Origin of the sequence: Cytobacillus stercorigallinarum, assembly GCF_014836495.1 — a bacterium.
GTDB lineage: Bacteria > Bacillota > Bacilli > Bacillales > Cytobacillaceae > Cytobacillus > Cytobacillus stercorigallinarum.
The window spans coordinates 622,124-647,622 of the sequence record NZ_JACSQT010000002.1; the positions used below are offsets into that span (position 1 = coordinate 622,124).

Consider the following 25,499-nt stretch of genomic DNA (forward strand, 5'->3'; position numbering starts at 1 on the left):
GTTACTTTTTAAAAAATATAGATAAAGACTACGGAATAAGGAGAGATACCCTATGTTATTTAAAGTTTACTATCAAGAGTCCGCGAAAGAAGTGCCTGTACGTGAGCACACAAAAACCGTGTATGTCGAAGGAAAAAATGAAAGGGACGTTCGTACGAAACTAAAAACGCGTCCAATCAATATTGAGTTTGTTACAGCAGTTGAAGGTGACTACTTAACTTATGAGCAAGGCCATCAAGATTTTAAAGTATTGGAGATTGAATAATTTATGAAATTTGTTAAAAATGACCAGACTGCTGTATTCGCTCTTGGTGGTCTTGGAGAGATCGGAAAAAATACGTATGCAGTACAATTCCAAGATGAAATTATCCTGATTGATGCGGGTATTAAGTTTCCAGAAGATGAATTATTAGGGATAGATTATGTCATTCCTGACTACACTTATTTACAAAAAAATGAAGATAAAATTAAAGGTTTGTTTATTACGCACGGACACGAGGACCATATCGGCGGGATTCCGTATTTATTAAAAACGATAAATATCCCCATTTATGGCGGTAAACTAGCACTAGGATTATTAAAAAACAAACTAGAAGAACATGGTTTACTAAGACAGACGAAATTATATGAGATTCAAGAAGATGATATCATTAAATTCAGAAAAACGTCTGTGACATTCTTTAGAACAACACATAGTATCCCAGATTCTTATGGGATTGTTGTAAAAACTCCTCCAGGCCAAGTTGTTCATACTGGAGACTTTAAATTTGATTTTACACCAGTTGGCGAACCTGCTAATTTAACAAAAATCGCTGAAATTGGTAAAGAAGGTGTCCTTTGCTTACTTTCGGATAGTACAAATAGTGAAATTCCTGAATTTACAATGTCTGAAAGAAAAGTCGGAGATAGCATTCAAGATATTTTCCGTAAAGTAGAGGGTAGAATTATTTTTGCTACCTTCGCTTCAAACATTCATCGTCTTCAGCAAGTGACAGAAGCAGCTGTTAGAAATGGAAGAAAGGTCGCAGTGTTCGGAAGAAGTATGGAAGCTGCAATCAATATTGGTCAAGAGCTTGGTTATATTACTGCACCAAAAGATACATTTATTGATGCACAGCAAATCAATCGCCTCCCTGCTAACCAAGTCACTATCCTATGTACAGGAAGTCAAGGCGAACCGATGGCAGCACTTTCAAGAATCGCGAATGGTACTCACCGTCAAATACAGATTCACCCTGGTGATACTGTTGTCTTTTCTTCTTCACCTATACCTGGTAATACGATTAGTGTAAGTAGAACGATCGATCGCCTCTCACGCGCTGGCGCTGAAGTGATTTATGGTAAATTAAATAACATTCACACATCAGGACATGGTGGGCAAGAAGAGCAAAAGCTAATGTTAAGATTAATCAAACCAAAGTTCTTCATGCCAATACACGGTGAATATCGCATGCAAAAAATGCACGCTGGACTAGCTATAGATTGCGGTGTGAAGGAAGAAGATATTTTTATCATGGACAATGGAGATGTGCTAGCTCTCAGTGACCAGACTGCTCAAGTTGCTGGAAAAATCCCATCAGGAAATGTGTATATCGATGGAAATGGTATTGGCGATATCGGAAATATTGTTCTACGTGACCGCCGTATTCTATCGGAAGAAGGATTAGTTGTGGTTGTGGTTAGTATTAACATGAAAGAGTTTAAGATTTCTGCAGGCCCAGACTTGATTTCTAGAGGTTTTGTATACATGAGAGAATCTGGCGACCTAATCAATGATGCACAATCCTTAATCGCTAAACATTTGAATAAAGTGATGGAAAGAAAAACAACACAATGGTCTGAGATTAAAAATGAAATTACGGATACACTTGCTCCGTTCTTATATGAAAAAACAAAACGCCGTCCAATGATCCTACCTATCATTATGGAAGTATGATAAAAAGCATTCGAGTTTACCTCGAATGCTTTTATTAACTTAACATTTTTTTCTCTAGACGATTAATATCATTGTCTGCTCCAATGACAATAAGGACATCTTTATATTGTATAATTTCCGTTGCTTGTGGCGAGACGATAATACTTGATCTGCGTTTTATCGCTACTATATTCACACCATATTTTGCTCTTATATCTAAATCAATAATCGAATGACCGCCAATTCTTTCATTTGCTTCTATTTCAACGATGCTATGTTCATCAGATAACTCTAAATAGTCAAGGATACTATTGGAGGCTAGTTTATGAGCAATCCTAATCCCCATGTCTCTTTCAGGGTGAACAATGACGTCTGCCCCTATCTTACTTAATACTTTGCCATGATAATCATTTTGAGCTTTAACCGTTACTTTTTTAACGCCATTTTCTTTTAACATCAGTGTTGTCAATATACTTGCTTGAATGTCGTCTCCTATGGCCACAATGACATGATCAAAGTTACGTAAACCCAAACTTTTAATGACGGCATCATCTGTTGTATCACCTACTACAGCGTGAGAAGCAATAACTGAAAACTCATTCACTCTTGCCTCATTCGAATCAATGGCCATCACTTCCATACCTTGTTCCGTTAGCTCTCTACAAATACTACCACCAAATCGTCCTAAACCAATCACAACAAAGTTTTTTCTCATCCGTCAAACCTCCGAATTATCACCTATTAACGAACATTATTCTACCACATTTATGAAAGAAAAAGCCATAAATGTAAGGATTCATTTTATCTTTTCGAATTTAATAGAAAAAAGCTGAGATTATTAGATCTCAGCCCTTACACTAACTATTATTCAGATTTCTCCATTTCATCCAACACGCGATTTACGCGCTTTGTTAACATTTTCATTCCGCTTCCACCTGCTTGAAAATGACGAAGGACACCCGCTTTGTCAAATACATAATAAGCAGGGACATATTGATTTTCAAAGGCATCATTTAATTTATGTTCACTATCAATATAAATCGGTTGTGTGATATCGTGTTCGGCAGCCACTTTTTTAATTTCTTCTATATCTAAATCATCTTCAGATCTTGGCATATGAACAGCAATCACATTTAACTTTTCGCTATATTCATCTCTAAATTGATTCACTTGAGGCATGGCTTCTTTACATAGATGACAACTGATAGACCAAAAATGAATGAGCGTTGGTTTTTCACCAATTAGCTCCTCTTTTGTCACTTGTCCATTTAACCATTCTGTTGCTCCCGTTAATTCTGGCATCGGCGCACGTAATTTCATCTAGTTAATCTCCCTTCATGATTATATTGCTTTGAAGAAAAGAGGCCTAACAAACGAATGTTAGGCCTCTTTTCTTCTGTTACCCAAAAATGGGGTTATAAGGCTTTATAAAAAATTATAGAGTTTTTTGCCCTGGTTTCCAGTTAGCTGGGCAAAGGCCACCTGTTTGAAGTGCTTGAAGTACACGTAGTGTTTCATCAACGTCACGACCAATGTTGTTATGATTAACTACTGAATACATTAACTCTCCTTCAGGGTTGATGATATATAGCCCACGAAGTGCTACACCTTCTTCTTCAATTAAGACACCATAGTCACGTGATACGACATGGTTTGTATCAGCAGCTAATGGATAATGAAGGTCACCAAGTCCATTTTCTTTACGATCCGTATTAATCCATGCTAAATGAGTGTGAATAGTATCTGTTGATACACCAATTACTTCTGCATCAAGATCTTCGAATTCATCATAGCGATCTGACATTGCAGTTATTTCAGTTGGGCAAACAAAAGTAAAATCCATTGGGTAGAAGAAAAGAACTGTCCATTTATCGTTTTTCATATTTTCTTCAAGACTTACTTTACCAAATTCTTTGTTAGCTAATACAGCGTCCATTTCAAATCTTGGTGCTTGTTTTCCTACCATACGTTCTGCCATGAATAATTCCCTCCAGTAATTATGTACTAAACAAGAATTGTCATTTACATTCTCATTTGCATCTTGTTTATCGATAATAATTATACCTTTTCACTTGCTAATAGTCAAGATAATTTAAAATGAATTTAAATTAGGATTCATTCTAATTTATTCAATATACTATCTATAATATTATACTATCAAAAAAAGCTAGGTGATGAAAATAATTGAGCGCACGCTCGACTTAATATGAAATGATTATGCACTATTACCTTTATAGTTCAAGTAATCAACGATATAGTTTATCGCTAGATCAATTGCTTCTTCATCCGGCTTAAGGCGGGCATGGTGTAAGCCAAATGGAGAATTAACCCCTAACCAAAACATAAAACCGGGAATTTCACGGAGCATATAACCAAAGTCTTCGCCTGTCATTGCTTCTTTACACAAGAATAAGTTTGCCTCTTCATGGCCTTCTGTGAATTGAATGAAATCGGCTGTTAACACTTCATCATTGTATACTTGATAATAATTACTTCCATAATCGATTGTTGTTTGACATTCATACCCCACTTCTATTCCTTGTACAAGTGCTTCGATTCTTTGTTTTACTCTGTTCATCGATGTTGGTGAGAGCGTTCTGATTGTACCCTCTATTCTTGCATTTTCAGCAATAATATTTTGCACAGTACCACCAGTGATTTTTCCTATTGTTACAACAGCACTATCAAGAGGGTCAATATTTCTTGAAACAATGGTCTGAAGTTGATTAACTAACGAGCATGCCGCTACGACCATATCTATTGTTTGATGAGGATACGCTGCATGACCACCCTTTCCTTTTAAATCGATAAACAATTCTGACGTATTAGCAAACAATAAGCCTTCTTTCACAGCGATTGTACCAACTGGATATTCAGGTGCAATATGCAAAGCGAAGATCATATCAGGTTTCCATTGTTGAAATTCTGCTGATTCTAATAACGGCTTAGCACCACCTGGTCCTTCTTCAGCTGGTTGAAAAATAAATACCGTATGATCATTGATTGGATGATTGACGATATTAGTTAATACCCCAAGTGCGATTGCCATATGAAAATCATGACCACAAGCATGCATATTTCCTTTATGTATGGATTGGAAAGGATACTCTGTTTCCTCATCAATTGGTAAACCATCAATATCTGCTCTGTAACCAATCGTTTTTGAAGGATATAAGCCTTTTACCCTTATAATAATACCCGTTCTCCACTTTTTTATTTCCATTCGCGTTTGATCCAATGAGGCGATATAATCTAATAAATATTTTTGGGTTTTCACTTCTTGAAATCCTAGTTCCGGTATCTTATGCAAGTCTCGGCGTATGCTCACAAATTGATTATCATTCAACAAACATTCTCCTCCATATACAAAAGCGTGGAAATAAACTTCCACGCTTCTTCTATATTCATTTTACCTTATTATTAAAGTTGTCGAAGTTCTTGCTTAATTTCTGTTTTAGATTTTGTTTTGTCATCAATTTGTTTAATGACCTTTGCTGGTGTACCAGCTACAACTGTATTAGGTGCTACGTCGTCAATTACAATTGCACCTGCTGCAACAACAGCACCTTTACCAACGGTTACTCCTTCTAATATAACTGCATTTGCACCAATTACTACGTCATCTTCAACAATAACCGGCTTTGCAGATGGTGGTTCAATGACTCCTGCTAATACTGAGCCTGCTCCAATGTGGCAGTTTTTACCGACAGTTGCTCGTCCACCAAGAACGACATTCATATCGATCATTGTTCCGTCACCAATAGCAGCACCAATATTAATAGCAGCACCCATCATAATGACAACATTGTCACCAATTTCAACTTGATCACGAATGATTGCACCTGGCTCAATACGTGCTTTAATGTTTTTCATATCTAATAATGGAATAGCAGAATTACGGCGATCATTTTCGATTACATAATCTTCAATTTTCGCTCCGTTATCTTTAATTGCTTGTTCAATTTCAGCCCATTCGCCAAACACAACACCACTTTGACCATTAATAAAAGTTTGACTTGAGCTACCAAAATCAATATTCTCTAAATCACCTTTAATATACACTTTTACAGGTGTGGATTTAGTACTATTTTGAATAAAAGAAATGATTTCATTTGCATCCATCATTTTCATTGTAATTCCTCCTTTAATGTTCATATATGTATAACTAACTAGAATTAATTTAACAAACTAACGCATTGAAAACAAGTGAAATTATCTATTTTGCTCTTCAGCTATGTGTTGCTTTATTAATTCTACAAATGCTTGTACTTGTTTCAACTCAAAAGCTGATTCATATCCGAGTAACCATGTATCCCGACTAATAGGTTGTTCGTCTTCATCCTCTAAGGGGCTAATAAATATATTTTTTTCCATCCCGGTTAATGTAATGGCAGGCAATATCGCATAACCAATTCCATTTAACGTCATCTGTTTACATGTCTCAATTTGATCAACTACAATCGTCCTTTTCGGTGGCGTTTTAAATTTCCTTAACCACCAATCTTGGATCTCTTGATAATAATTTGAATCACTTTTGAATTGAATAAAGGGTCTATCGGTTTCTAATATTTGATTCGTATCTTTAATCTCTGTATCAACAAGATAAAGACTATCTTTAAACAAAGGTATTTTAACACCTTTCCAATCTGGCGTCCCGCGAATAATACCTATATGTACATCGTCATCATAAAGTGATCTTAAAATCTCACTACTCCAGCCTGTAATTAATGATATTTTCGCTTGCGGATAGCGATTAACGAATTTCTTTAATACTTGAGGTAACCAATTTTGACCGACAATGGAAGCAACAGCTATTTTCAATGTCCCGTATACCTCAGTATTTAAAGACTGAATCGATTCTTTTACCTTTTCCTCTGCTACCACGACTTCATTAACAAATTTGATGACCATTTCACCTGCTGGTGTTAGGGACAATCCCTTTTGAGATCGTACGAATAATTTACTACCCCATTCTTTCTCGATATTTTGTAACCTTTGAGAAAGAGCTGGTTGTGATACAAATAGACGTTCAGCTGCTTTGCGCATATTCATTTCTTGTGCAAGAACACTTAACATATGGAATTCCGATAGAGAAGCCACCTTTGACGTTCACCACCTTTAAACTCACATCTCTCACCATCACATACGGATAATGGCTTGCTTACATAATTTTGACATACGGAAGCTCCCAATATCATTCGGGAGCTCTTTAATCCTTCTTCTTTTTGCTATGCAAAGCTTTTTGCAATTGTACTAATAAGGACCTACGGGTAAGAATACCTTCAAAGTACCCTTCATCATCTTCAACACAAATAAATGGATGATCGACTAACAGTCCTGTGGCATTTTTAAGAGAAGTATTAATGTTTAGGCGTGGTACATCATGATTCATAAATTCTTCTACACGCTTTTCTTCCAATTGATCAAATTCAATTCTCTGTAATCCAAGAATAGATTCCATAATCATTGGAGTACTAATCAATCCATGGAGCTTATAGTGAGGATCTAAGACAGGAATAGCTGTGTAACCACTTTTCGTTAAAACTAAAAGTGTGTGTTCTAAGTTATTGCCGATTTGAACATGTGCCACTCGCTCTGAAGGGATAAGCAAGTCTTTAATATCAATTTCTAAAAATTCTTCACTGTGGAGACTGATCATAATTTGAAAACTCCTCAAACTTTAATGATTTGTATTCAATTATGATTTTATCATAGTTTCCTCATATCTGCCTTATTTTTACCCCATAATCCTATCCTTTACTTGTATGAATATTTCTACTACGATATTGACAGTAAGGACAATGAAAGATTAAGTTTTGGTTAGATTGCGCAGTAAGTGTTTTATCCATCTTCGCTCTTCTTTCACAGTTTGGACAAATAACCTCTGGTACCATATCACATCACCTCGTTTATAGGGTGACCGAAGAACAATGAAATTATTTAGGCGCTGAAAAATAATAATACCGATTCATATCTTAGGTGATATCATGTATTTTTTAAATTTACATGAGGCTTGAACAATCTTCTAGCCTCGTTATGAACTTGTGCTTTTCGCTATCCCCATGTAAGTAAGACAGGTGGTTTTATGTTTCGCCTTCTTCAGGCTTAATGGTTAAATCCAATAAAAAAAGAGACCATTTCATTGGTCTCTTCGCTTATAAAAGTTACTGAATGAGCTCGAACACTTCAATTGTTATCATATCAACATTATCAAATTGATAACGTTTAGGTTTTTCTTTGTCATTGTAAACTTCTAATTCGAATGTTTCGTTTTTCGGGTGAAAAGTAACTTGGCATTTTCTTTCACCATTCACCTCAAAGAATCTTTGTGTAGGTTCTGAGCCAGTTGCTTGCTCCTGTAAATTTTTTAATCTAGTCAATATGCCTTGTAATTGTGACAATTGTTTATCTCCTTTCCAGAACAACCCTTTTAACTTAAGGTTTCTCTCTAGGCATGTTTTTATCCTACTTCTAAAAAGCGGTCAGTAACCGTTTTTTCACATACCAATATTAACAGGATAATTAATATGATATGATTACACAAGTAAAAGAACAAAAAAAGTCCAGATTTTTTCAAAGTTCGACTTTTCAGGAGGAATGTTTGTACGTGAAAACAATTACTATTTACACACAACCAGAATGCCCGCCATGTGAAATCACTAAAATGTTTTTAAAAGACTACGGTTTTTCCTTTGAACAAAAAGATATAAAAAAAGACCCTAAGGCAATGAAAGAACTTACACAAACATATCATTCCTACTCCACCCCAACGGTCGTAATCGGAAACGAAGTGGTTAGCGGGTTTAATTTAGAAAAGCTAAAAGAATTATTAGAGATTAAAGAATAGTCTCGGAACAAAAAGGGGCTCCCTTGAAAAATAGGAAGCCTTTTTAAACAGTATTTACCGAAAAACAAAAAATATAGTGATAGCCACTAAAGCAACAAAAAAAACGATATAAGCAACAAGAATAGGATTAAATATATAAGGTCTTTTTTTCACCTCATCTGGGATATCTGCATCTAGTTCTTTATTCGTTGATGCTTTTTCCTTTAATAAAGATGTAGTGGAAAACAATGACCAAACGATGATAGCTAAACAAATAACGATTAAAGCAATTAACCAGCCGCTCACCCTAAATTCACTCCTTTAAAAAATGCGTTCTAGTAATGATAGGATGTGCGCTATAGTATGTTTTATGCTGGTTGATATTGCCTTTATCTATAATAGCCCGTCTCTTTCATATAAGAAATCATAGGAAAGATCTGCGAATAAATACTCTGTCGCTGTTAATGGAAAAGAAAAAGTTCTAATGGTTTCCCCCGTCTCAATATCCGTATACAGATCTGACAATAAACCTTTTTTATTATTTTTCATGCGCATGATATGCTCTAAAAAATATGGTCTCCAGCTCCAATTTTTATGTAAGTATTCATCTTGTTGTATCCAATGCTTATTTTTCTTGAAAATATTTGGTGTTTGCTGAAAACCATCTTCATCACAAATATATAACCTAAAAGCAACATGATCTAACTTCAATGCTAGTTTTGTCAGGAATGGCACGTAAGATTCATATACATGATTTTTCTGTAAGTATTCTGCCATCGTTTCGTTAAACTTTTCAGTTATTGTGTGTAATGAGTGCAATTTTTTCTTCTCATAAGTGATAAATTGATGACACTTCTCTTTTAATTTTTCCTTTAGGATATCTCGATCAACAAATACACTTCCAGCTTTATGCAAATAGTCTCCTTGATAATACCTGCCTCCATTCCTCCAAGCAAATTGCAGTTGAAAATCCATATCGATGTTTTCAAATAATAATGTTGCTCCAATTTTTCTGGCTAACATCGAAAGAGAATAAAGAATTTCTTGATAATGATGATTATTTGAGGAAGAACGTAAAGCTTTTAAATCAATTCTTAAAATATTTGGTGCTAATTTCCCAATCTGCTCTAGATTATTATTCGCTTCTCCTAAGTTATCGATGGCTATTTTTATACCATATGTACGATAATAGCTAATGAAATGATCCAAATAGTCAAAATCATCATCGATAGGCGTTTTTTTTGTCATACTGATGACAATTCGATCTAACGCAATACCTTGCTTCTCATATTTTTTTAAAATATTCAGTAGATGCTCACTATCTTGATTTAATAGTAAGTCAACATTTCGATTAATATATATCATTACATCATCTTTCATTTGAATAGCATGCTCTAACGCTTTTTCCAACAAAATATCATCGACTTTATTACGATATTCTTCTGGTATGGAATCGTCTGCTAGAAATGACTTCAAATCGATCTCATTATTTTCAGTTATACACTTACCCATCACTTCATATCCGATAATTCTATGCTCGTCCGCACTAAATATCGGAAAAAAATACGGAATAATTTGTTTGCTGTCTTGTAGGATTTCTAATGGTTCCATAAAGAGGCACTCCCATTTATCTAAACTTTTTAATACGATATCCCATTATAGCATATTCTTACATACATATTGCCAATAGGTCGAAAATTAAAATTTTAATATCTATGTTAAAAGATATTAACCTATCTATTGGTACAATTTACTTCTAGTTAATTATTACAATTTGTTATCAATGATTGGAAATATAGGTCTTTGCTGTTTTTTCGTTCATATATTTGATAGTATGAGAGAGTATATTAAAGAGATTGGTTGGTATAATGTAATGGCAGAAAAAATGAATCGGAGAAGTTTTTTGAAAAAAAGTATGGGATCTTTCGTAGCTCTAGCCGCTATCGGTACAGGTGGCTTTTTTTATGCACGTGATATTGAGCCGAAATACTTACAAGTAAATCATCATAACATCATCAAATCTCAATTACCCCACTCCTTTCATAATTTAAAAATAGTACAATTCAGTGATACACACTTAGGCTTTCACTATGACTTAACTGAACTCGAGAAATTAATGAATAAAATTAACTCATACCAGCCTGATTTAATACTTTTTACTGGAGATTTAATGGACAAACCGAATGAGTATCCGTACATTAATCAAATTGCTCCCATATTATCAAAACTAAAAGCATCGATTGGTAAATTTGCTATCTATGGCAATCATGATCACGGTGGATATGGTTCTGATATTTACAGAGAGATAATGGAAGATTCGGGTTTTGAGGTTTTACTTAACGAGAGTAAAAAAGTGACCATCAATAATGAAAGTATATATATTTCAGGCATTGATGATGCGATGCTCGGTAAACCAAATTTCCAAACTACTTTTGCGGACATACCTAATGACGGGTATCATATATTCCTTTCGCATGCCCCTGACTTAGCTGAGGAAGCAAGTCAATATCATGTAGACTTTCAATTTAGTGGCCATAGCCACGGTGGACAAATTCAAATTCCCTTCATCGGTGCACTGGTAAAGCCACCTTTTGGAGAAATTTATTATGAAGGTTTTTATGATGTAGGAGATGAAAAACCACTTAAATTATATGTTAATAGAGGAATTGGGACAACAAGACTACCTTTTCGTTTCCTCTGTCGGCCTGAATTAACAATTTTCACTTTAAAAAGTGAATAACATCGCCTTTTTATCATGTTAGGTGAGTTTTTCATTTTTAATGAACACTCACCTTAAAATAATCTACCTACATACCTATCCTTAAAAAGAATGTATGTGACAACTTCTAATAACATATACATATCATACCCTTCTCTAGAAAGGATGGATAGAAAATGTATCATATTGTTCAACCCGGAGAATCGATGCAACTAATTGCTGCAAACTACCGTATACCTTATCATCAATTACTATTAGCAAACCCAGCTATTGTCAATCCATCACTTATTTATATCGGGCAACAAATAGTAATCCCTGGACTCCCTAATTCATCTGATATCCCCTATTCTATTGTCGTATCCAAAGAAAAAAGAACGCTTTCTTTATACAATAACAGGCAATTAGTGAAAACATATCCGATTGCAATTGGTAAAATGTTAACAACTACACCTGTAGGTCAGTTCGTTATCGTGAACCGTGAACCAAATCCTGGAGGTCCATTTGGGGCAATATGGCTGTCACTTTCTAAAAAGGGATACGGTATTCACGGTACAAACGATCCAAGTTCAATTGGTAAAGCTGTTTCGAAAGGATGTATTAGAATGCATAATAAAGATGTATTGGAATTGGCTAGTTTCGTTCCCAATGGAACTTCAGTCCTTATTACTTAACAAATGTAAAGGGTATTTCAACTTACCCTTTTGTATTTCCTTAAAAAGGGGTATAATGTATACTAACAATTTAATTTTTTCTAAAATATGAAAGGAGTACTTCAATTGAACTCTGCAAGTAATGAGCACCACCCTCAGTTAAAACCAACGGTAGAAAACCTCTCACAAGCAATCTTCACCGTTAACCGTCACGCCAAAACGGCTCCAAATCCGAAGTTTTTATATAAAGTGAAACATGATTCGCTACAAAAGCTTCTTAAGGAAGGTAAAGCAAAAAAGATTGGCCTACATTATTCACGAAACCCAAAAAATAGCCAACAACAATCAGACGTATTAATTAAATGTGGTGCCTACACCTTTCACTTACCACCTTCAAAAATGGATTTTACAGAATTGCCCCATTTAGGAAACCTGGACTCGTCAGTAAGAAATCCACGCTCCTCTATTTCTTTAAGCCAAGCCAAAAAGCTACTCATGACTTATACCGGTTTGAAAGAAGGTCATCATCATCCAAATAATCGTAAATCAAATAAATATGAAAAGCCTGTATTTAAAAAACTAGGGGAATCATACTTCTAAAATAGTACCTTACCTTTTTAAATGAAAAAGAAATGACTGAGCATTAGTTTATTCAAGCTTAAAAAGCAAAACAATAACAAAAACCCGAACCAATTTGAACTCCCCCGTAATTAGTCAGATTTCAACCTGTCTACCTATTGGAGAGCACATCAAAGTTCGGGTTTTATACTTGGGTAAATACTATTCTCCCAGTTTTTTGTGATGGATTCTGAGAACATGAAATGAATAACGTGCTGCTCTGATATTTTATTTACAATAACTCTAAGATGACATTTACAAGATTTTGTATATCCGGCTTACTTACTTGTGCATCAGCTCCGACCTTCTTTCCTTGATGTAAAAGGTCGTCAGTGATAAGCGATGAAAAAATAACTACGGGTGTGGATTGCCGTTTACTATCTTGCTTTATATATTTTGTAAGAAAGTGACCATTCATTAATGGCATTTCTATATCTGTAATGACAAGATCCACTTTATTTTCCTCAGATGCTAAATAGTTATAACATTCTTCTCCATTTTCAAAGAAAAGTAGCTCCTGAAATCCAGCCTTATTTAATGTTTCTTTTAATATACTGCGTAACATTGGGGAATCTTCAGCAATAACAATGCTCGCCTTCTGTTTATCTCCTGCTATATCCGCTTTTAAATCATCTTTAGAAAAACCAATATTTGGATTGATATTCGTCAGGATTTTTTCAAAATCAAGCATGAGAATCATATTTTCTGATTGTTTAACTACACCAAGTGTATAACTATCCTCATTATTATAAATATCATCTGGTTTTTCAATTTTATCCCATGACAGACGATGAATCTGCCTGATTTCATCTACATGAAAAATCACCTTTTGTTTATTAAACTCTACAATGAGAAAACTACTGTCATCTTTAACGATATTTGTATACAATTCTTGATTGGAAACCAATGCATTTCTCAAGCTTATAACGGGCAAAACTTCACCCCTTAGTTGCGTAATCCCTAAAATAAATGGATGGGCATGTGGAATAGGCGTAATCGCCAAAGGTGCAACAATTTCTTTGACCTTATAAACGTTCATTCCATAATGTTGATGATTTACCTTGAATTCGATTATTTCTAGTTCATTCATGCCACTTTCTACAACTGACTGTCTTTCTGAAATCATATCAACGTCTTCCTCTCAATCTTTTTCTTACTCTAAGCTTATATCGGCAAAAACCAATAAGTATAGATAAGAAGAAGTACATTTTTAGTTCTCTTCAGGCTTAATCCTATTTAAAAAGAATAATCCAATTAGCGTTAAGACGATTAAAGAGCCCATTCCAAACCTACTAGCTATACTACCGTAAGAAGCAAGCAGATACGTAATCGTTCCGAAAATAAACGGTCCAATAATAGATGAAACTTTGCCTGAAAACGCAAATAATCCAAAAAACTGGCCTCTTTTATCTTCTGGTGTAAGTTCGACAATATAAGTTCTTGATGTTACCCACATGGAGCCAAGAGCGATTCCAAACATACTACCAGCAATCCAGAACATCCATTCATTAAAAGCAAAAGTACCAATAATTAAAGCAATTAATAAGAGCAGACTTACATATTTAATTGCCCGATAAGCACCAACTGATTTGGTAATATAACCAAAAATAAAAGAACCAATAATACTTGATACAGTTGATACTAAATACAGTAGAATAAATTCACCTGCAGAAAAGCCAACAATGGTGCTCGCATAAGGCGCCATCATTGCAATTGTTGTTGCTAAGGCATCATTTAAGAAAAAGTAAGCAAGCATAAATGTGAAAATAACACGATGTGACTTTATTTCTTTAAAAGTTTTATAAATCTCTTTATACCCTGACAAGAAAGAAGCTTTGTTTTCAACCTGAACCTTTTTCGGTTTATCTTTTATAAAAAAGAATAATGGTAATGAAAATAATAAAAATAAAATGGCAGTTGGTATAAAAGCCTTATGGAAATCACTGTTTCCAACATATAAATATACAGTTAACCCCAATAATGTACCTAAATATCCGATCGCAACACCAAATCCAGATATGAGAGGAACATCTTCTTTTTTTCCTAAATCAGCTATCATCGTGTCATAAAAAACAAGACTCGAATGAAAGAAAAACTTCGCTATAATAAATGAGACTATTACGAGAGCCAGGTATAAAGGAATACCCATGATGGTACTAGTCAAATTCACCTCTGCAAATATGCCCATTAGGATAGTAAAGCTTACTGATAACAAAGTAAAAATAACGATATATCTTTTCTTTCTACCCGTTCGGTCAATGAGGACCCCAAACAATGGACTAAAAATCACTAATAAAAAACTGGCGATTGAATTGGCATAGGCAATAAAAGTATTCGCTAATTGTTCTTGCACTTCATTATTACCAATGATTTCCTGCATATAAAATGGCCAAAAAATGGTATTAATATTGGATGAAAAAATCGTATTCGCAAAATCATATAATGCCCATGAAATGATGGGTAAGGTTAAATATGCCTTCCACGATTGATTTCCTTTTTTCTTTTTTAATCCTCTTTCTATTTCCACTCTCATTCTCCCCTCTACATTTGCATTTTGAGATTCGGCAATTTTTTTCTTCCATCATACCATTTTTTAGAATTTATTTTAGCAATTTTTTGCAAAAGCCTTATTTATTAGCAATAAAAAGATTGTAAAAAATGCGACATAATAAAAAGGTTTATCCATGGGTAAAACTTTTGTACAATAAAAAGATAAAACCATGAATTCTCAAAAAGTCATTTAGTCATCTTTTTTCGTAAATGGTTGATCTAACTAAAGTACATATAAATATCATTGAAACGTTCTTCATTATTTTTAATTTGAGGTGAATCCATTGGAACATTTAGTTAATCCAAAAGTTAAATCCATTGAAATTTCGGGTATTAGAAAATTCTTTAATATGGTCTCAGATACAAAAGATATGATTTCTTTAACGATCGGACAACCTGATTTTTCTACACCCACACATGTAAAAGAAGCAGCTAAATCAGCGATTGATGAAGATTATACATCGTATACACATAATGCGGGTGATTTGAAATTAAGAGCAGCAGCAACTGATTTTGTCAAAGAAAAATATCAGCTGAATTATGATCCGTCAACTGAAGTAATTGTGACTTCAGGAGCTAGTGAAGCAATAGATATTACTCTAAGAACGATCTTAGATGAAAATTGCGAGGTTATACTTCCTGGTCCGGTATATCCCGGCTATGAGCCGATTATTCGCCTCTGCGGGGCAACTCCCGTTCATGCAGATATAACAAAAAATCAATTTAAAATGACCGCTAGCCTCATTCTTCCTCTTATCAATGAAAACACGAGAGCAATTATTTTACCTTACCCATCAAATCCAACTGGTGTCAGTTTATCTAAAGGTGAAATTGAAGAGATTGCTCATCTAGTTAGAGGAAAGGATATATTTATTATTGCCGATGAAATTTATAGTGAGTTAAGCTTTGATTCTCAACATTTCTCCATTGGATCGATATTAAAAGAACAAACCATTGTCATTAACGGATTATCAAAATCACACGCCATGACCGGATGGCGAATTGGACTATTATTTGCGCCAGAAAAAATAGCTAAGCATATCTTAAAAGTTCACCAATATAATGTCACTTGCGCCTCATCTATCTCGCAGATGGCTGCGCTACAAGCATTAACAAAAGGGATAGACGACGCTCTTCCAATGAAAGAAGAATACAAGAAAAGAAGGGATTACGTTTTTCAGCGACTAACAGAGATGAATCTTGAGGTGGTTAAACCGAACGGAGCGTTTTACTTTTTCGTTAAAATCCCATTGAAAAAAGTATCCTCATTTGATTTTTGTTTACAATTAGTGAAGCATTCAGGTGTCGCTGTCGTGCCAGGCAGTGCTTTCTCCTCTTACGGAGAAGGTTATTTTAGATTATCTTATGCTTATTCAATGGCTACATTGGAAGAAGGCTTAAATCGATTAGCTTCTTTTCTAGAAATACAATAAAAAAAGCTTTGTCGGCCTCTTCCTGCCGGCAAAGCTTTCTTTTTACAAAGTATTATCTTTCCCAATATTTATATAATGCCTGTGTTCCACTTTCCCCTTCTCCGTCTGTAGCTAATTTCTCATACATTTCTTTCGCTAAGCTTAGGCCAGGTGTTTCCATGCCCATTTTTTCCGCTTCATCTAAGGCAATGGTCATGTCTTTAATAAAGTGTTTTATATAAAAACCTGGAGAAAAATCACCAGAAATCATTCGTGGAACAAGATTAGAAAGTGACCAGCTTCCCGCTGCCCCACTAGTGATACTTCTCAAAACGTTCTCGCTATTTAATCCTGCCTTTTCAGCATAAATAATCGCTTCACAAACACCGATCATATTCGAGGCTATCGCTATTTGATTGGCCATTTTCGTATGTTGTCCCGCTCCAGCCACTCCTTGATAGACAATGTTTTCCCCCGTATATTGAAGTATAGGGAATATCGACTGATAGGCAGCTTCATCACCACCTACCATAATAGAAAGGGTGCCATTTTTAGCACCTATATCTCCACCTGAAACAGGCGCATCAATTGCATACATCTCTTTTTGTTTCGCCTTTTCTGCAATTTCTTTCGCAAGAGTAGGAGTTGACGTGGTCATATCGATTAAATAAGTATGTGGATTTGCATTTTCGATTAAACCATCTTCACCTAGATAGATGGATTTCACATCATCTGGATAACCTACCATAGTAATAACAATGTTTGCTTGTTTGGCTAATTCTTTAGGTGAATCAATCCAAGTAGCACCTTGAGATATTAAAGGAGCTGCTTTTTCTTTTGTGCGTGAAAAGAGAAGGACTGTATATCCTGCTTTAATCAAATGGAGCGCCATACTTTTCCCCATCACTCCTGTACCAATAAAACCAATCTTCGTCTCTTCTTTATTCATTCTCTCTCTCCTTCAAAATAAATATATTGATTATTCTATCATTTATATTTACTATTTGAAAGATATCGCTTTAAGAGTAGCGGTGTTACTCATCAAAGTTGTGAAGAAAAATGAGTTAAATAACCTTTCGCCACACTCTGCTCATTATTGATTATTTCGATAGAAACAGCTTGATTCTCAATCATATTTTCAATGTCAAAAACATGCAAATCTCTTTGCAATGGAATGGGTTCCATATAGATGAAGAGATCTTTCTTCCCTTCAGGTTCAATTACTTCTACTGCCTGTCCGTTTTCATTCCCATAAAAGATTTCATCTGCCCCTAAAGCTAAGGCTAATTCTTTATGATGGATATTGACTTTAATCATGTAAGATTCTTCTTCTAATAAAACTTTATCGTTTAATTGAAATCTAAATTGTAATTCATTTGTTTTTGTCAATAAAGCATCTGCGTGATGATTAATAATTGATTGCTGATCATTACTCGTACACCCACAAAGAAAAAAGACAAGGCATACGATAAATATTCGACGACTCACCATTTTTCTACTCCCCTTTCAGACACCATAAATCCAGTTATCGCCAAACTTAACAGTAATTATTCATATCTCAATTTTCAATTACTTATAAAACCCTTGACAATATTTCTGTCTATCATTTATCATCATAAATCGTAAAGGCTTATAAGTTTACTCGGAATTAGAGGGGATAAATATGATACAAATGTTAATAACTGGATTAATTTGCGGTGCGCTATTAGGCTTTGTTATGCAACGAGGGCGCTTCTGTTTAACAGGGGGCTTCCGTGATATGTTCATCGCAAAAGATAATCGTATGTTTTACGCCTTACTCATTGCCATTTGTGTGCAAAGTGTTGGCGTGTTTACACTTATTCAATTAGGAATCATTGATTTTACTGCAGGTAATTTTGCTTGGTTAGGTGTCATATTTGGTTCTTTTGTATTTGGTATTGGCATCGTATTAGCCGGCGGTTGTGCGACTGGTACTTGGTATCGAGCGGGAGAGGGTTTACTAGGTAGTTGGATTGCACTGTTCGCTTATATGTTAATGGCTGCGGTTATGAAAACGGGTGTACTCGCGCCTGTAAATACAGAAATAAGTTCAATTACTTTACCAGAGAACTCAATTGCTGCTACATTTGGTGTAAGCAACTGGATATTCATCGTCGCTTTATTACTTATAACTGGCGGTCTTGTTTATCGAGAGCTTAGAAAGCCTAAAATTGCGATACCATCTTTAAAACCTAAACGTACTGGTCTTAATCATTTATTGTTTGAAAAAAGATGGCATCCATTTGTCACTGCCATCCTTGTAGGGCTAATCGCTCTCCTTGCATGGCCACTAAGCGCTGCTACAGGTAGAATGTCTGGTTTAGGCATTACAACTCCATCTGCAAACATTCTACAATATTTAGTGATTGGTGATGCTGCATTTATTAACTGGGGAGTGTTTCTTGTATTAGGAATCTTCCTTGGATCATTTATCGCAGCCAAAGGCAGCAAGGAATTTCGTTTTAGAATGCCTGATAAAAAAACAGGTATAAACAGTTTTATTGGTGGATTATTGATGGGGTTTGGCGCTAGCCTTGCCGGTGGTTGTTCAATAGGTAATGGACTAGTAATGACATCAATGATGACATGGCAAGGCTGGATCGGTCTCTTATTTATTATTTTAGGTACCTGGACCGCTGCCTACTTTGTCTATGTTAGACCACAAAAAAGACGTGCTTCTCAAAGTACGCCATCACAACAAGCTATATAGGAGGAAACAAATATGCAAAAAACATTAGAAGTAATGGGTCAAGTTTGCCCATTTCCATTAGTAGAAGCAAAATCAGCCATTGAAACGATTCAATCAGGAGATGAACTGATTATTCAATTTGATTGTACACAAGCAACTGAAAGTCTCCCACGCTGGGCTGCAGAAGCAGGTCATAAAGTAACCAACTTTGAACAACTTGGAGATGCAGCTTGGTCAATCACAATTCAAAAGAAATAAATAAAATCGTTATAAGTTTTTAGCAATACTTTTGAAACCGAACAATTACTTTGTTCGGTTTTTTATATACCCTATACTCTTATTGAACGAGATAGAAAATTGACCTCACGTAAACACCCTCATACACCAGACAATAAGTCGCCTGTTCCTCCTAAATATCTGAGTTTAGAACAAAAAGAAAAGCTAGCCAATCGGCTAGCTAATAAGGGGAAAATGAGAATGATTTAGCTGACTTAAGGTTTTCTTAAGTGCATATTTAAAAATTACCCACATCAGTCAGTACATAAACCATTTTTTATAACTTTTTATAGAAAAAATTTTCAAGTGCCTCTTCAATTTCAACAGCATTCGGCAAATTAAGGAGCATATCTATTTTTTTCTCAATTTCTGACTTATTTAATTTACGTATATGTGCTCTTGTCTTAATAATGGCTGCTGAGTGTACAGAGAACTCATCTAAGCCCATTCCCACTAATAACGGGATTGCCACCTCATTACCCGCCATATCACCGCAAATACTGACTGATTTCCCTTCTTTATGGGCAGCATCAATGACATTTTTGATGAGTCGTAAAATTGCTGGGTGGTAAGGTTGATATAAATACGACACTTGCTCATTCGATCGATCGGCAGCCAATGTATATTGAATAAGATCATTCGTACCAATACTAATAAAATCTACTTCTTTTGCAAATGCCTCAATCATTAGTGCAGTAGCTGGAATTTCGACCATCATACCAAGCTCGATATGACCAATCTCTACTCCTTCTTCTTTTAGTTTCTCACATTCTTCTTTGAACATAAGTTTCCCTTGTCTAAACTCTTCAATAACAGCAACCATGGGAAACATAATCTTTAATGTTCCAAACGCACTGGCTCTTATTAATGCGCGTAACTGTGTCCGTAAAATGGATTGTTCACCTAAGCAGAAGCGTATTCCCCGTAGACCTAAAAAAGGGTTCATTTCTTTTGATAATTTTAAATATGGCAGTTCTTTATCGCCACCAATATCAATTGTTCGAACAACTACAGGTTTGCCCTCCAACGATTCTAGAACCGATTTATAAACTTGAAATTGTTCTTCCTCAGTCGGTAATTGCTTTTTTTCCATAAAAAGAAACTCTGTTCTAAATAAGCCGATTCCTTCTCCCCCGTGCTCGATTACTCCTTTTGCTTCCTCCATGCTACCGATGTTTCCAACAACAGAGAAATATTGCTTATCGAGTGAAATCGTTTTTTCTTTTGCTAACCAAGATAGCTCGGACAAATCTCTTAAAGTCTGTTCCTGTTTCTTTTCATATTCTTCAATCAATTCAGGCGTTGGATTAATATGAACGATACCAGTATAGCCATCGACTACAAGTACATCTCCGTTCTCGATATCTCCTAAGGCCGTTTTTGTACCCACGACAGAGGGAATATTAAGCGATTGGGCAATAAACGCAGCGTGAGAGGTTTTACCCCCCACATTTGTCACTGCCCCTCTCACTTTGCTGGGATTCAAAAGTGCTGCGTCTGATGGTGATAAATCTTCGGATACAATAATTACATTTTCCGCCACCATAGCTGGGTTTAAAACAGGTATTCCTAAAAGATGTGCCTGCAATCGATTGGCAACATCTTTAATGTCTGCTGCTCTTTCTTTTAAATACTCGTTTTCAGTTTGTAATAATAAATGAATATAGTGATCGGTTATTTCTTTCACAGCAAATTCTGCATTATACTGTTTCTTTATTATCCGATCAACCACTGGTTCAATTAATTCCGGATCCCTCAAAACAAGAAGATGTGCATCAAAAATTGTCGCATTTTCAATTCCTGCCTCGGTACTCGCATGCTCTTTAATTTGCTTTAATTCATCAACGGTTTTTTCGAGTGCTTCAAAAAAAGAGTTAACTTCTTTTGTACTATTTTCAACCTTTTCACACTCGATCTTCACATCAATTGGCTCAAAGCGAAAAGCTTTTGCAATAGCAATTCCTTCTGATGCAGGTATCCCTTGTAAGAAAGCCATTATTCCGCAAGACCTTCTTCTTTAAGCATTGTCGCAAGTTGATCAATGGCCGCTTCTTCATCATTACCATCAACAATTATCGTAATTTCCGCACCTTTGCCTGCTGCTAATGCCATTACACCCATAATCGATTTCAGATTTACTTTTCTCTCTTTATACTCTAATTGAATATCGGAAGTAAACCTGCTCGCTGTTTGTACCAATTGTGTAGCTGGTCTAGCATGAATCCCTGTTGGTGAAGTTACTATAAATTTTTTCTCTATCATTTTCATCGATCTCCTTTTTCATCACTCTTATATGTAATATAGATATCCATTAGAATAACATATTTTTTAGGATTCTTTTACTATATCACATGTATAAAAAACAAACCTTTTTTAACTTCTAGGTTCAGTTAAATATTGATAAATAACATCTCCCCCTCTTTGGGCAATTCCTCTAATATATTTAAAATCATCCCTATTAACAATGACTGAGCGAAACGTTAAAAAATCTTCTTTTTTTACATAGTACTCCGTGATCTCTTTATCCTTTAATTTGTTTATGATTTCTTCTATAGTTGATGCATCCATATTATTCACCTCTGCTTCCTTCCATTTTATAAAAAAAATGCATGCTTTTAAAGAGTATTAATCAGATTTAAGTGATACCTATTAACACAAGGTGACAACTATAGAGTACGGCAAAATAGGAAAATAAAGACCGGTCATCCATCAAGGTTTAGATTTTTCGTATTATTAATGTATATTCCTTTACGAATAATCAGTTTTAGTGCAAAATGGTTATTAACAAAAAATATGGAAAGAAAAGGAGCAATGTATGTGAAAAAAGCTGAAGTTGGAAACATAATTGAATTTAGAGATGGCTTGAGGGGCATCGTCGAAAAAGTAAATGAGAACTCCGTCATCGTTGACTTGAGCTATATGGAAAACTACAGAGATTTAGAATTAGAACACCGGACAGTAGTAAATCATAAAAATTATAAAATTGTCCAAGAAAATTAATAAGAAATAACCATATTTTTTTAAAACATTAAAGATAACTATAGATTGATCGACATTTCATTAAAAAGAAAAGTCCGAACAAAGTGAATTCTTTCATAAGAATTCAGATTTGTTTGGATTTTTTCATTTCTGCTACTCCTACACCAAAGAAAATCGCGATGGATAGACCACATTACATTAGACGGAATCGCTTTTTCTCTCTCTCTACTCTACATGGTCACCTTTTCTTTCCATTTGACATATATTCGTCATAAATAAAATCCTCTAATGATATAATCATATTTTTTTTACTGCTTTTTTGATAGAATAATGATTGGCTTGCATGAAAGGGGTTATATGAAATGCGTAAGAATTCACCTGACATTCGCTTAGTTGTCGGGATCGTCCTTGCACATGTACTAATGTATTTCACATTTGAGGACAAATCAATCTTCTGGTATATCTTTAGTGCCACCATGTTATTTCTTATTAGTTTTGCCATTATAAGTATAGAACTAGATCATCAACAATCCTTTACCCAAAACTTATTATGGGGTACATTATCAGGGGTTTTTCTATATGGCATTTTTTGGCTAGGTTATACAGTATTGAGTTTTATCGGCGTCTCGATTACAGAACCTGTCGAAAAGCTCTATAGTTATTATGGAGCAAAGAATATTTGGCAGTATTTGTTATTAATATTCCTTTTCGCTCCCGGTGAAGAAATTTTCTGGCGTGGATTTGTACAAAAGAGGGTAATGAACTATATAAATGGTTTTCTTGCTGTTGGCATCGCCTCTATTCTTTTTGCTTCAGTACAGTTTTATTCAGGCTCATGGGCATTGCCACTAGCAGCATTAGTAGCAGGATTATATTGGGGAACCATTTACCTTTGGAAAAGAAGCATTGTTTTACTGATCACTTCACATATTATATTTTCCTTGCTCCTTTTTGTATTCAGTCCTTTAGTATAACCAGATAGATTTTGTGAAAATGGTCGCAAGCATATATTTTCTATGCTTAGCTGTTAGCTCTCTATCAATATTATTAGAGGAAATTTGTAACAAATATGCAGCATTTCTCGTCTAATGCATTGATTACGTAACTTAGGGAGGAAATTTGTTTTGAAGAACCTATTAAAATGCTTAACTGTTCCATTAGCTATCTTTCTTTTAGCAGCATGCGGGACATCAGAAACAGACAATGGTAATGGCGAAAATAATAATAGTAATCCACCAAATGAAGAAGTAGAAGAAAATAAAGATCAAAACGAAAACAAAGACGATAGCCAAAAAGAAGAAAATAAAATTCGCGTCATGGAGGAAAATTTATCATATGAAATAGACGGTGAAACAAAAGAAGAAACAGCTTTTCTTAAAGAAAGTGACAATCAAGCATTTTCTTTACATGTTTTACCCGATTTCACCTTAACCGCAGAGGAACCAAATAAAGATATCCTTCATTTAAATGATCAAGCTGAGGTGTTTATGCGCATTGAGGTACTTCCTGAAGAAGTGGACATGAAACAACTTGAGGAGAATACAATCATCCAACTTCAATCTGTTAACGAAGAAGTAGAGCATCCTTCCCTTCCACAAGATGACTTTTTCAAAGATGCTGTTATGATCGAAGCTTCATCTGAAACCGATACAGTAACGGCATTTATTATCCACAATGATTCAGCGCAAGTAAAACTTACTTTATTCAATAAGAATGAAGATACTAATTATAAAGATGCTTTTATAGAAATGGCCAAAACCATTCAAACAAAATAATAAAAAAAGAGACTGTCCTAGCTGTCAGTCTCTTTTTTCATCCATAATAAGATGATAAAGGTTAAACTAATATAGCCAAATAAAGGGTACAAATAGGAAAGCAGTTCTCCATATTCAATGAATGAACCGAAATAGCAGATAGTAAAAATCCCAATCACTGTTACCACCGTAGGAATATTAAAATATTGCCGAATTTGCCTTTCCACTCCAAAAACGTTTCCAATCACAGAAGTGAAAATTTCACCATAAATAACAAATACGAATATCCAATATATTGAAGAAGCAAGTGACTTCATAATCGCAGCCATAGGAATTTCATAACTTTCTAAATTAGGTACATTGACCAATGATAAATGACTAGAAACTAAAATCAATGTCAATGCAATCCCACCAAAATATCCTCCCCATTTAATCGTATGTATATCTTTAATATCCGAAGCAACTGGAACGAGCACAGCTTGCGCTAACATTAAATTAAACGCGGCATACGTAAATGGAGATACAACTGATTTCCAACCGTCCTCAGCAAAAGGAATATATAAAATATTTTCTAAAAAGAACGGCTGTTGAATAGAGAAAAACAACAAGATGAAACTGAAACTGATCATCATAGGAACGACAACAACATTTACTGCAAATAATCCTTTTATACCTACAAGCATGGTTATAATTGATAAGGCAATGGTAAAGACTACACCGGTCGATTTAGATAATCCTAGTTGTTCTTCAAACACAGCACCTGCACCTGAAAGCATAACGGCACAGACACCTAATAACATGATGAGCATTAATCCATTGATCAATAAACCAAAATGCTTCCCGAACAAATGTGTATTTAACTCTTGATAAGATTTTGCATTTATTTTTGCAGCAATAATCATTAGTTTTGATCCTAAAAACACAAATATATATCCACTCATTAAAATACCAATTAAACCAATAAATCCAAATCGCGAAAAGAATTCGACGATTTCCCTACCAGTTGCAAACCCTGCACCAACAACAGTCCCTACATAGACTGCTGCGATTTGAAAGGAAGCTCCCCAATTAATTTTCGTCAAGTCGATCT

Annotated in this window: 31 protein-coding genes; 12 read left to right on the plus strand and 19 right to left on the minus strand. The window is 34.9% G+C overall.

The window, feature by feature from the left end:
- Positions 1–52: 52 nt before the first annotated feature.
- Together H9655_RS07605 and rnjA are read left to right on the plus strand one after the other, a co-directional pair.
- A complete protein-coding gene (locus tag H9655_RS07605) occupies positions 53–265 on the plus strand; it encodes a DNA-dependent RNA polymerase subunit epsilon (protein ID WP_191812527.1) in 213 nt (70 codons plus the stop codon).
- A gap of 3 nt (positions 266–268) precedes the next feature.
- A complete protein-coding gene (gene rnjA, locus H9655_RS07610; RefSeq protein ID WP_191812530.1) occupies positions 269–1,936 on the plus strand; it encodes a ribonuclease J1 in 1,668 nt (555 codons plus the stop codon).
- A 34-nt stretch (positions 1,937–1,970) separates the two neighbouring features.
- On the opposite strand, the gene H9655_RS07615 is transcribed toward rnjA, so the two are convergent.
- The 9 genes from H9655_RS07615 to H9655_RS07655 all read right to left on the minus strand — a co-directional run bounded on the left by H9655_RS07615 (position 1,971) and on the right by H9655_RS07655 (position 8,316).
- Positions 1,971–2,630 (minus strand): potassium channel family protein, encoded by a 660-nt coding sequence (locus H9655_RS07615; protein ID WP_191812532.1) that lies wholly within the window; start codon positions 2,628–2,630, stop codon positions 1,971–1,973.
- Between the two features lie 149 nt (positions 2,631–2,779).
- Positions 2,780–3,235 (minus strand): TlpA disulfide reductase family protein, encoded by a 456-nt coding sequence (locus H9655_RS07620; protein ID WP_191812534.1) that lies wholly within the window; start codon positions 3,233–3,235, stop codon positions 2,780–2,782.
- 115 nt (positions 3,236–3,350) lie between these two features.
- A complete protein-coding gene (locus H9655_RS07625) occupies positions 3,351–3,893 on the minus strand; it encodes a peroxiredoxin (protein ID WP_191812537.1) in 543 nt (180 codons plus the stop codon).
- A gap of 237 nt (positions 3,894–4,130) precedes the next feature.
- Positions 4,131–5,261 (minus strand): N-acetyldiaminopimelate deacetylase, encoded by a 1,131-nt coding sequence (locus tag H9655_RS07630; RefSeq protein ID WP_191812539.1) that lies wholly within the window; start codon positions 5,259–5,261, stop codon positions 4,131–4,133.
- Positions 5,262–5,335: 74 nt separating this feature from the next.
- Positions 5,336–6,046, minus strand: a complete 711-nt coding sequence (dapD, locus tag H9655_RS07635) for a 2,3,4,5-tetrahydropyridine-2,6-dicarboxylate N-acetyltransferase (RefSeq protein ID WP_191812541.1) — start codon at positions 6,044–6,046, stop codon at positions 5,336–5,338.
- A gap of 81 nt (positions 6,047–6,127) precedes the next feature.
- Complete coding sequence (locus H9655_RS07640; RefSeq protein ID WP_318245456.1) at positions 6,128–7,015, minus strand: LysR family transcriptional regulator; 888 nt, start codon at positions 7,013–7,015, stop codon at positions 6,128–6,130.
- 109 nt (positions 7,016–7,124) lie between these two features.
- On the minus strand, positions 7,125–7,574 hold the full coding sequence (gene cbpB / locus H9655_RS07645; protein WP_191812543.1) for a cyclic-di-AMP-binding protein CbpB: 450 nt from the start codon (positions 7,572–7,574) through the stop codon (positions 7,125–7,127).
- Between the two features lie 91 nt (positions 7,575–7,665).
- Positions 7,666–7,809: a hypothetical protein gene (locus H9655_RS07650; RefSeq protein WP_191812545.1), complete on the minus strand. Its 144-nt coding sequence runs from the start codon at positions 7,807–7,809 to the stop codon at positions 7,666–7,668.
- Positions 7,810–8,079: 270 nt separating this feature from the next.
- A complete protein-coding gene (locus tag H9655_RS07655) occupies positions 8,080–8,316 on the minus strand; it encodes a YkuJ family protein (protein ID WP_191812547.1) in 237 nt (78 codons plus the stop codon).
- Between the two features lie 206 nt (positions 8,317–8,522).
- On the opposite strand from H9655_RS07655, the gene H9655_RS07660 reads away from it, so the two are divergent.
- Complete coding sequence (locus H9655_RS07660; RefSeq protein WP_191812549.1) at positions 8,523–8,762, plus strand: glutaredoxin family protein; 240 nt, start codon at positions 8,523–8,525, stop codon at positions 8,760–8,762.
- 54 nt (positions 8,763–8,816) lie between these two features.
- Here the strand turns inward: H9655_RS07660 and H9655_RS07665 are convergent, their stop codons facing one another.
- Positions 8,817–9,047 carry a hypothetical protein gene (locus H9655_RS07665; RefSeq protein ID WP_191812551.1) on the minus strand — a complete coding sequence of 77 codons (231 nt, stop codon included), beginning with the start codon at positions 9,045–9,047 and terminating at the stop codon, positions 8,817–8,819.
- A gap of 87 nt (positions 9,048–9,134) precedes the next feature.
- A complete protein-coding gene (locus H9655_RS07670; RefSeq protein ID WP_191812553.1) occupies positions 9,135–10,352 on the minus strand; it encodes an EAL domain-containing protein in 1,218 nt (405 codons plus the stop codon).
- 262 nt (positions 10,353–10,614) lie between these two features.
- Here H9655_RS07670 and H9655_RS07675 point away from each other — a divergent pair, with 262 nt between their 5' ends.
- From H9655_RS07675 to H9655_RS07685, 3 genes are all read left to right on the plus strand, one after another.
- Positions 10,615–11,481: a metallophosphoesterase gene (locus H9655_RS07675; protein ID WP_191812555.1), complete on the plus strand. Its 867-nt coding sequence runs from the start codon at positions 10,615–10,617 to the stop codon at positions 11,479–11,481.
- Between the two features lie 155 nt (positions 11,482–11,636).
- Entirely contained in the window at positions 11,637–12,131 is a 495-nt protein-coding gene (locus H9655_RS07680; RefSeq protein WP_191812557.1) for a L,D-transpeptidase family protein, read from the plus strand.
- An 87-nt stretch (positions 12,132–12,218) separates the two neighbouring features.
- Complete coding sequence (locus H9655_RS07685; protein WP_191812560.1) at positions 12,219–12,710, plus strand: YkyB family protein; 492 nt, start codon at positions 12,219–12,221, stop codon at positions 12,708–12,710.
- 250 nt (positions 12,711–12,960) lie between these two features.
- Here the strand turns inward: H9655_RS07685 and H9655_RS07690 are convergent, their stop codons facing one another.
- Together H9655_RS07690 and H9655_RS07695 are read right to left on the minus strand one after the other, a co-directional pair.
- The gene (locus H9655_RS07690) at positions 12,961–13,854 is read right to left on the minus strand and encodes a chemotaxis protein CheV (RefSeq protein WP_191812561.1); all 894 of its coding nucleotides are present in this window, start codon (positions 13,852–13,854) and stop codon (positions 12,961–12,963) included.
- 84 nt (positions 13,855–13,938) lie between these two features.
- Entirely contained in the window at positions 13,939–15,261 is a 1,323-nt protein-coding gene (locus tag H9655_RS07695; RefSeq protein WP_191812563.1) for an MFS transporter, read from the minus strand.
- 301 nt (positions 15,262–15,562) lie between these two features.
- On the opposite strand from H9655_RS07695, the gene H9655_RS07700 reads away from it, so the two are divergent.
- Positions 15,563–16,711, plus strand: coding sequence for an aminotransferase A (locus H9655_RS07700; protein WP_191812565.1), 1,149 nt, complete (start codon positions 15,563–15,565; stop codon positions 16,709–16,711).
- Positions 16,712–16,763: 52 nt separating this feature from the next.
- Here H9655_RS07700 and H9655_RS07705 read toward each other — a convergent pair whose 3' ends face one another.
- Together H9655_RS07705 and H9655_RS07710 are read right to left on the minus strand one after the other, a co-directional pair.
- Positions 16,764–17,639 (minus strand): NAD(P)-dependent oxidoreductase, encoded by an 876-nt coding sequence (locus H9655_RS07705; protein ID WP_191812567.1) that lies wholly within the window; start codon positions 17,637–17,639, stop codon positions 16,764–16,766.
- Between the two features lie 92 nt (positions 17,640–17,731).
- A complete protein-coding gene (locus H9655_RS07710) occupies positions 17,732–18,181 on the minus strand; it encodes a hypothetical protein (protein WP_191812570.1) in 450 nt (149 codons plus the stop codon).
- A gap of 172 nt (positions 18,182–18,353) precedes the next feature.
- On the opposite strand from H9655_RS07710, the gene H9655_RS07715 reads away from it, so the two are divergent.
- Positions 18,354–19,421, plus strand: coding sequence for a YeeE/YedE family protein (locus tag H9655_RS07715; protein ID WP_191812572.1), 1,068 nt, complete (start codon positions 18,354–18,356; stop codon positions 19,419–19,421).
- A gap of 12 nt (positions 19,422–19,433) precedes the next feature.
- Positions 19,434–19,658: a sulfurtransferase TusA family protein gene (locus tag H9655_RS07720; protein WP_191812574.1), complete on the plus strand. Its 225-nt coding sequence runs from the start codon at positions 19,434–19,436 to the stop codon at positions 19,656–19,658.
- A 295-nt stretch (positions 19,659–19,953) separates the two neighbouring features.
- Here the strand turns inward: H9655_RS07720 and ptsP are convergent, their stop codons facing one another.
- The 3 genes from ptsP to H9655_RS07735 all read right to left on the minus strand — a co-directional run bounded on the left by ptsP (position 19,954) and on the right by H9655_RS07735 (position 22,244).
- Positions 19,954–21,672, minus strand: coding sequence for a phosphoenolpyruvate--protein phosphotransferase (gene ptsP / locus H9655_RS07725; protein WP_225230476.1), 1,719 nt, complete (start codon positions 21,670–21,672; stop codon positions 19,954–19,956).
- Complete coding sequence (locus H9655_RS07730) at positions 21,672–21,938, minus strand: phosphocarrier protein HPr (protein ID WP_191812576.1); 267 nt, start codon at positions 21,936–21,938, stop codon at positions 21,672–21,674. The genes ptsP and H9655_RS07730 overlap by 1 nt, the downstream gene beginning before the upstream one ends.
- Positions 21,939–22,049: 111 nt before the next feature.
- A complete protein-coding gene (locus tag H9655_RS07735; RefSeq protein ID WP_191812578.1) occupies positions 22,050–22,244 on the minus strand; it encodes a hypothetical protein in 195 nt (64 codons plus the stop codon).
- 249 nt (positions 22,245–22,493) lie between these two features.
- Here H9655_RS07735 and H9655_RS07740 point away from each other — a divergent pair, with 249 nt between their 5' ends.
- The 3 genes from H9655_RS07740 (at position 22,494) to H9655_RS07750 (ending at position 24,430) form a co-directional block, all read left to right on the plus strand.
- Complete coding sequence (locus H9655_RS07740) at positions 22,494–22,676, plus strand: YkvS family protein (protein ID WP_095369711.1); 183 nt, start codon at positions 22,494–22,496, stop codon at positions 22,674–22,676.
- 341 nt (positions 22,677–23,017) lie between these two features.
- Positions 23,018–23,629, plus strand: coding sequence for a CPBP family intramembrane glutamic endopeptidase (locus H9655_RS07745; RefSeq protein WP_191812580.1), 612 nt, complete (start codon positions 23,018–23,020; stop codon positions 23,627–23,629).
- A 150-nt stretch (positions 23,630–23,779) separates the two neighbouring features.
- Positions 23,780–24,430, plus strand: a complete 651-nt coding sequence (locus H9655_RS07750) for a hypothetical protein (RefSeq protein ID WP_191812581.1) — start codon at positions 23,780–23,782, stop codon at positions 24,428–24,430.
- A 17-nt stretch (positions 24,431–24,447) separates the two neighbouring features.
- Here H9655_RS07750 and H9655_RS07755 read toward each other — a convergent pair whose 3' ends face one another.
- Positions 24,448–25,491: a YkvI family membrane protein gene (locus H9655_RS07755; protein ID WP_225230477.1), complete on the minus strand. Its 1,044-nt coding sequence runs from the start codon at positions 25,489–25,491 to the stop codon at positions 24,448–24,450.
- Between the last annotated feature and the right edge of the window lie 8 nt (positions 25,492–25,499).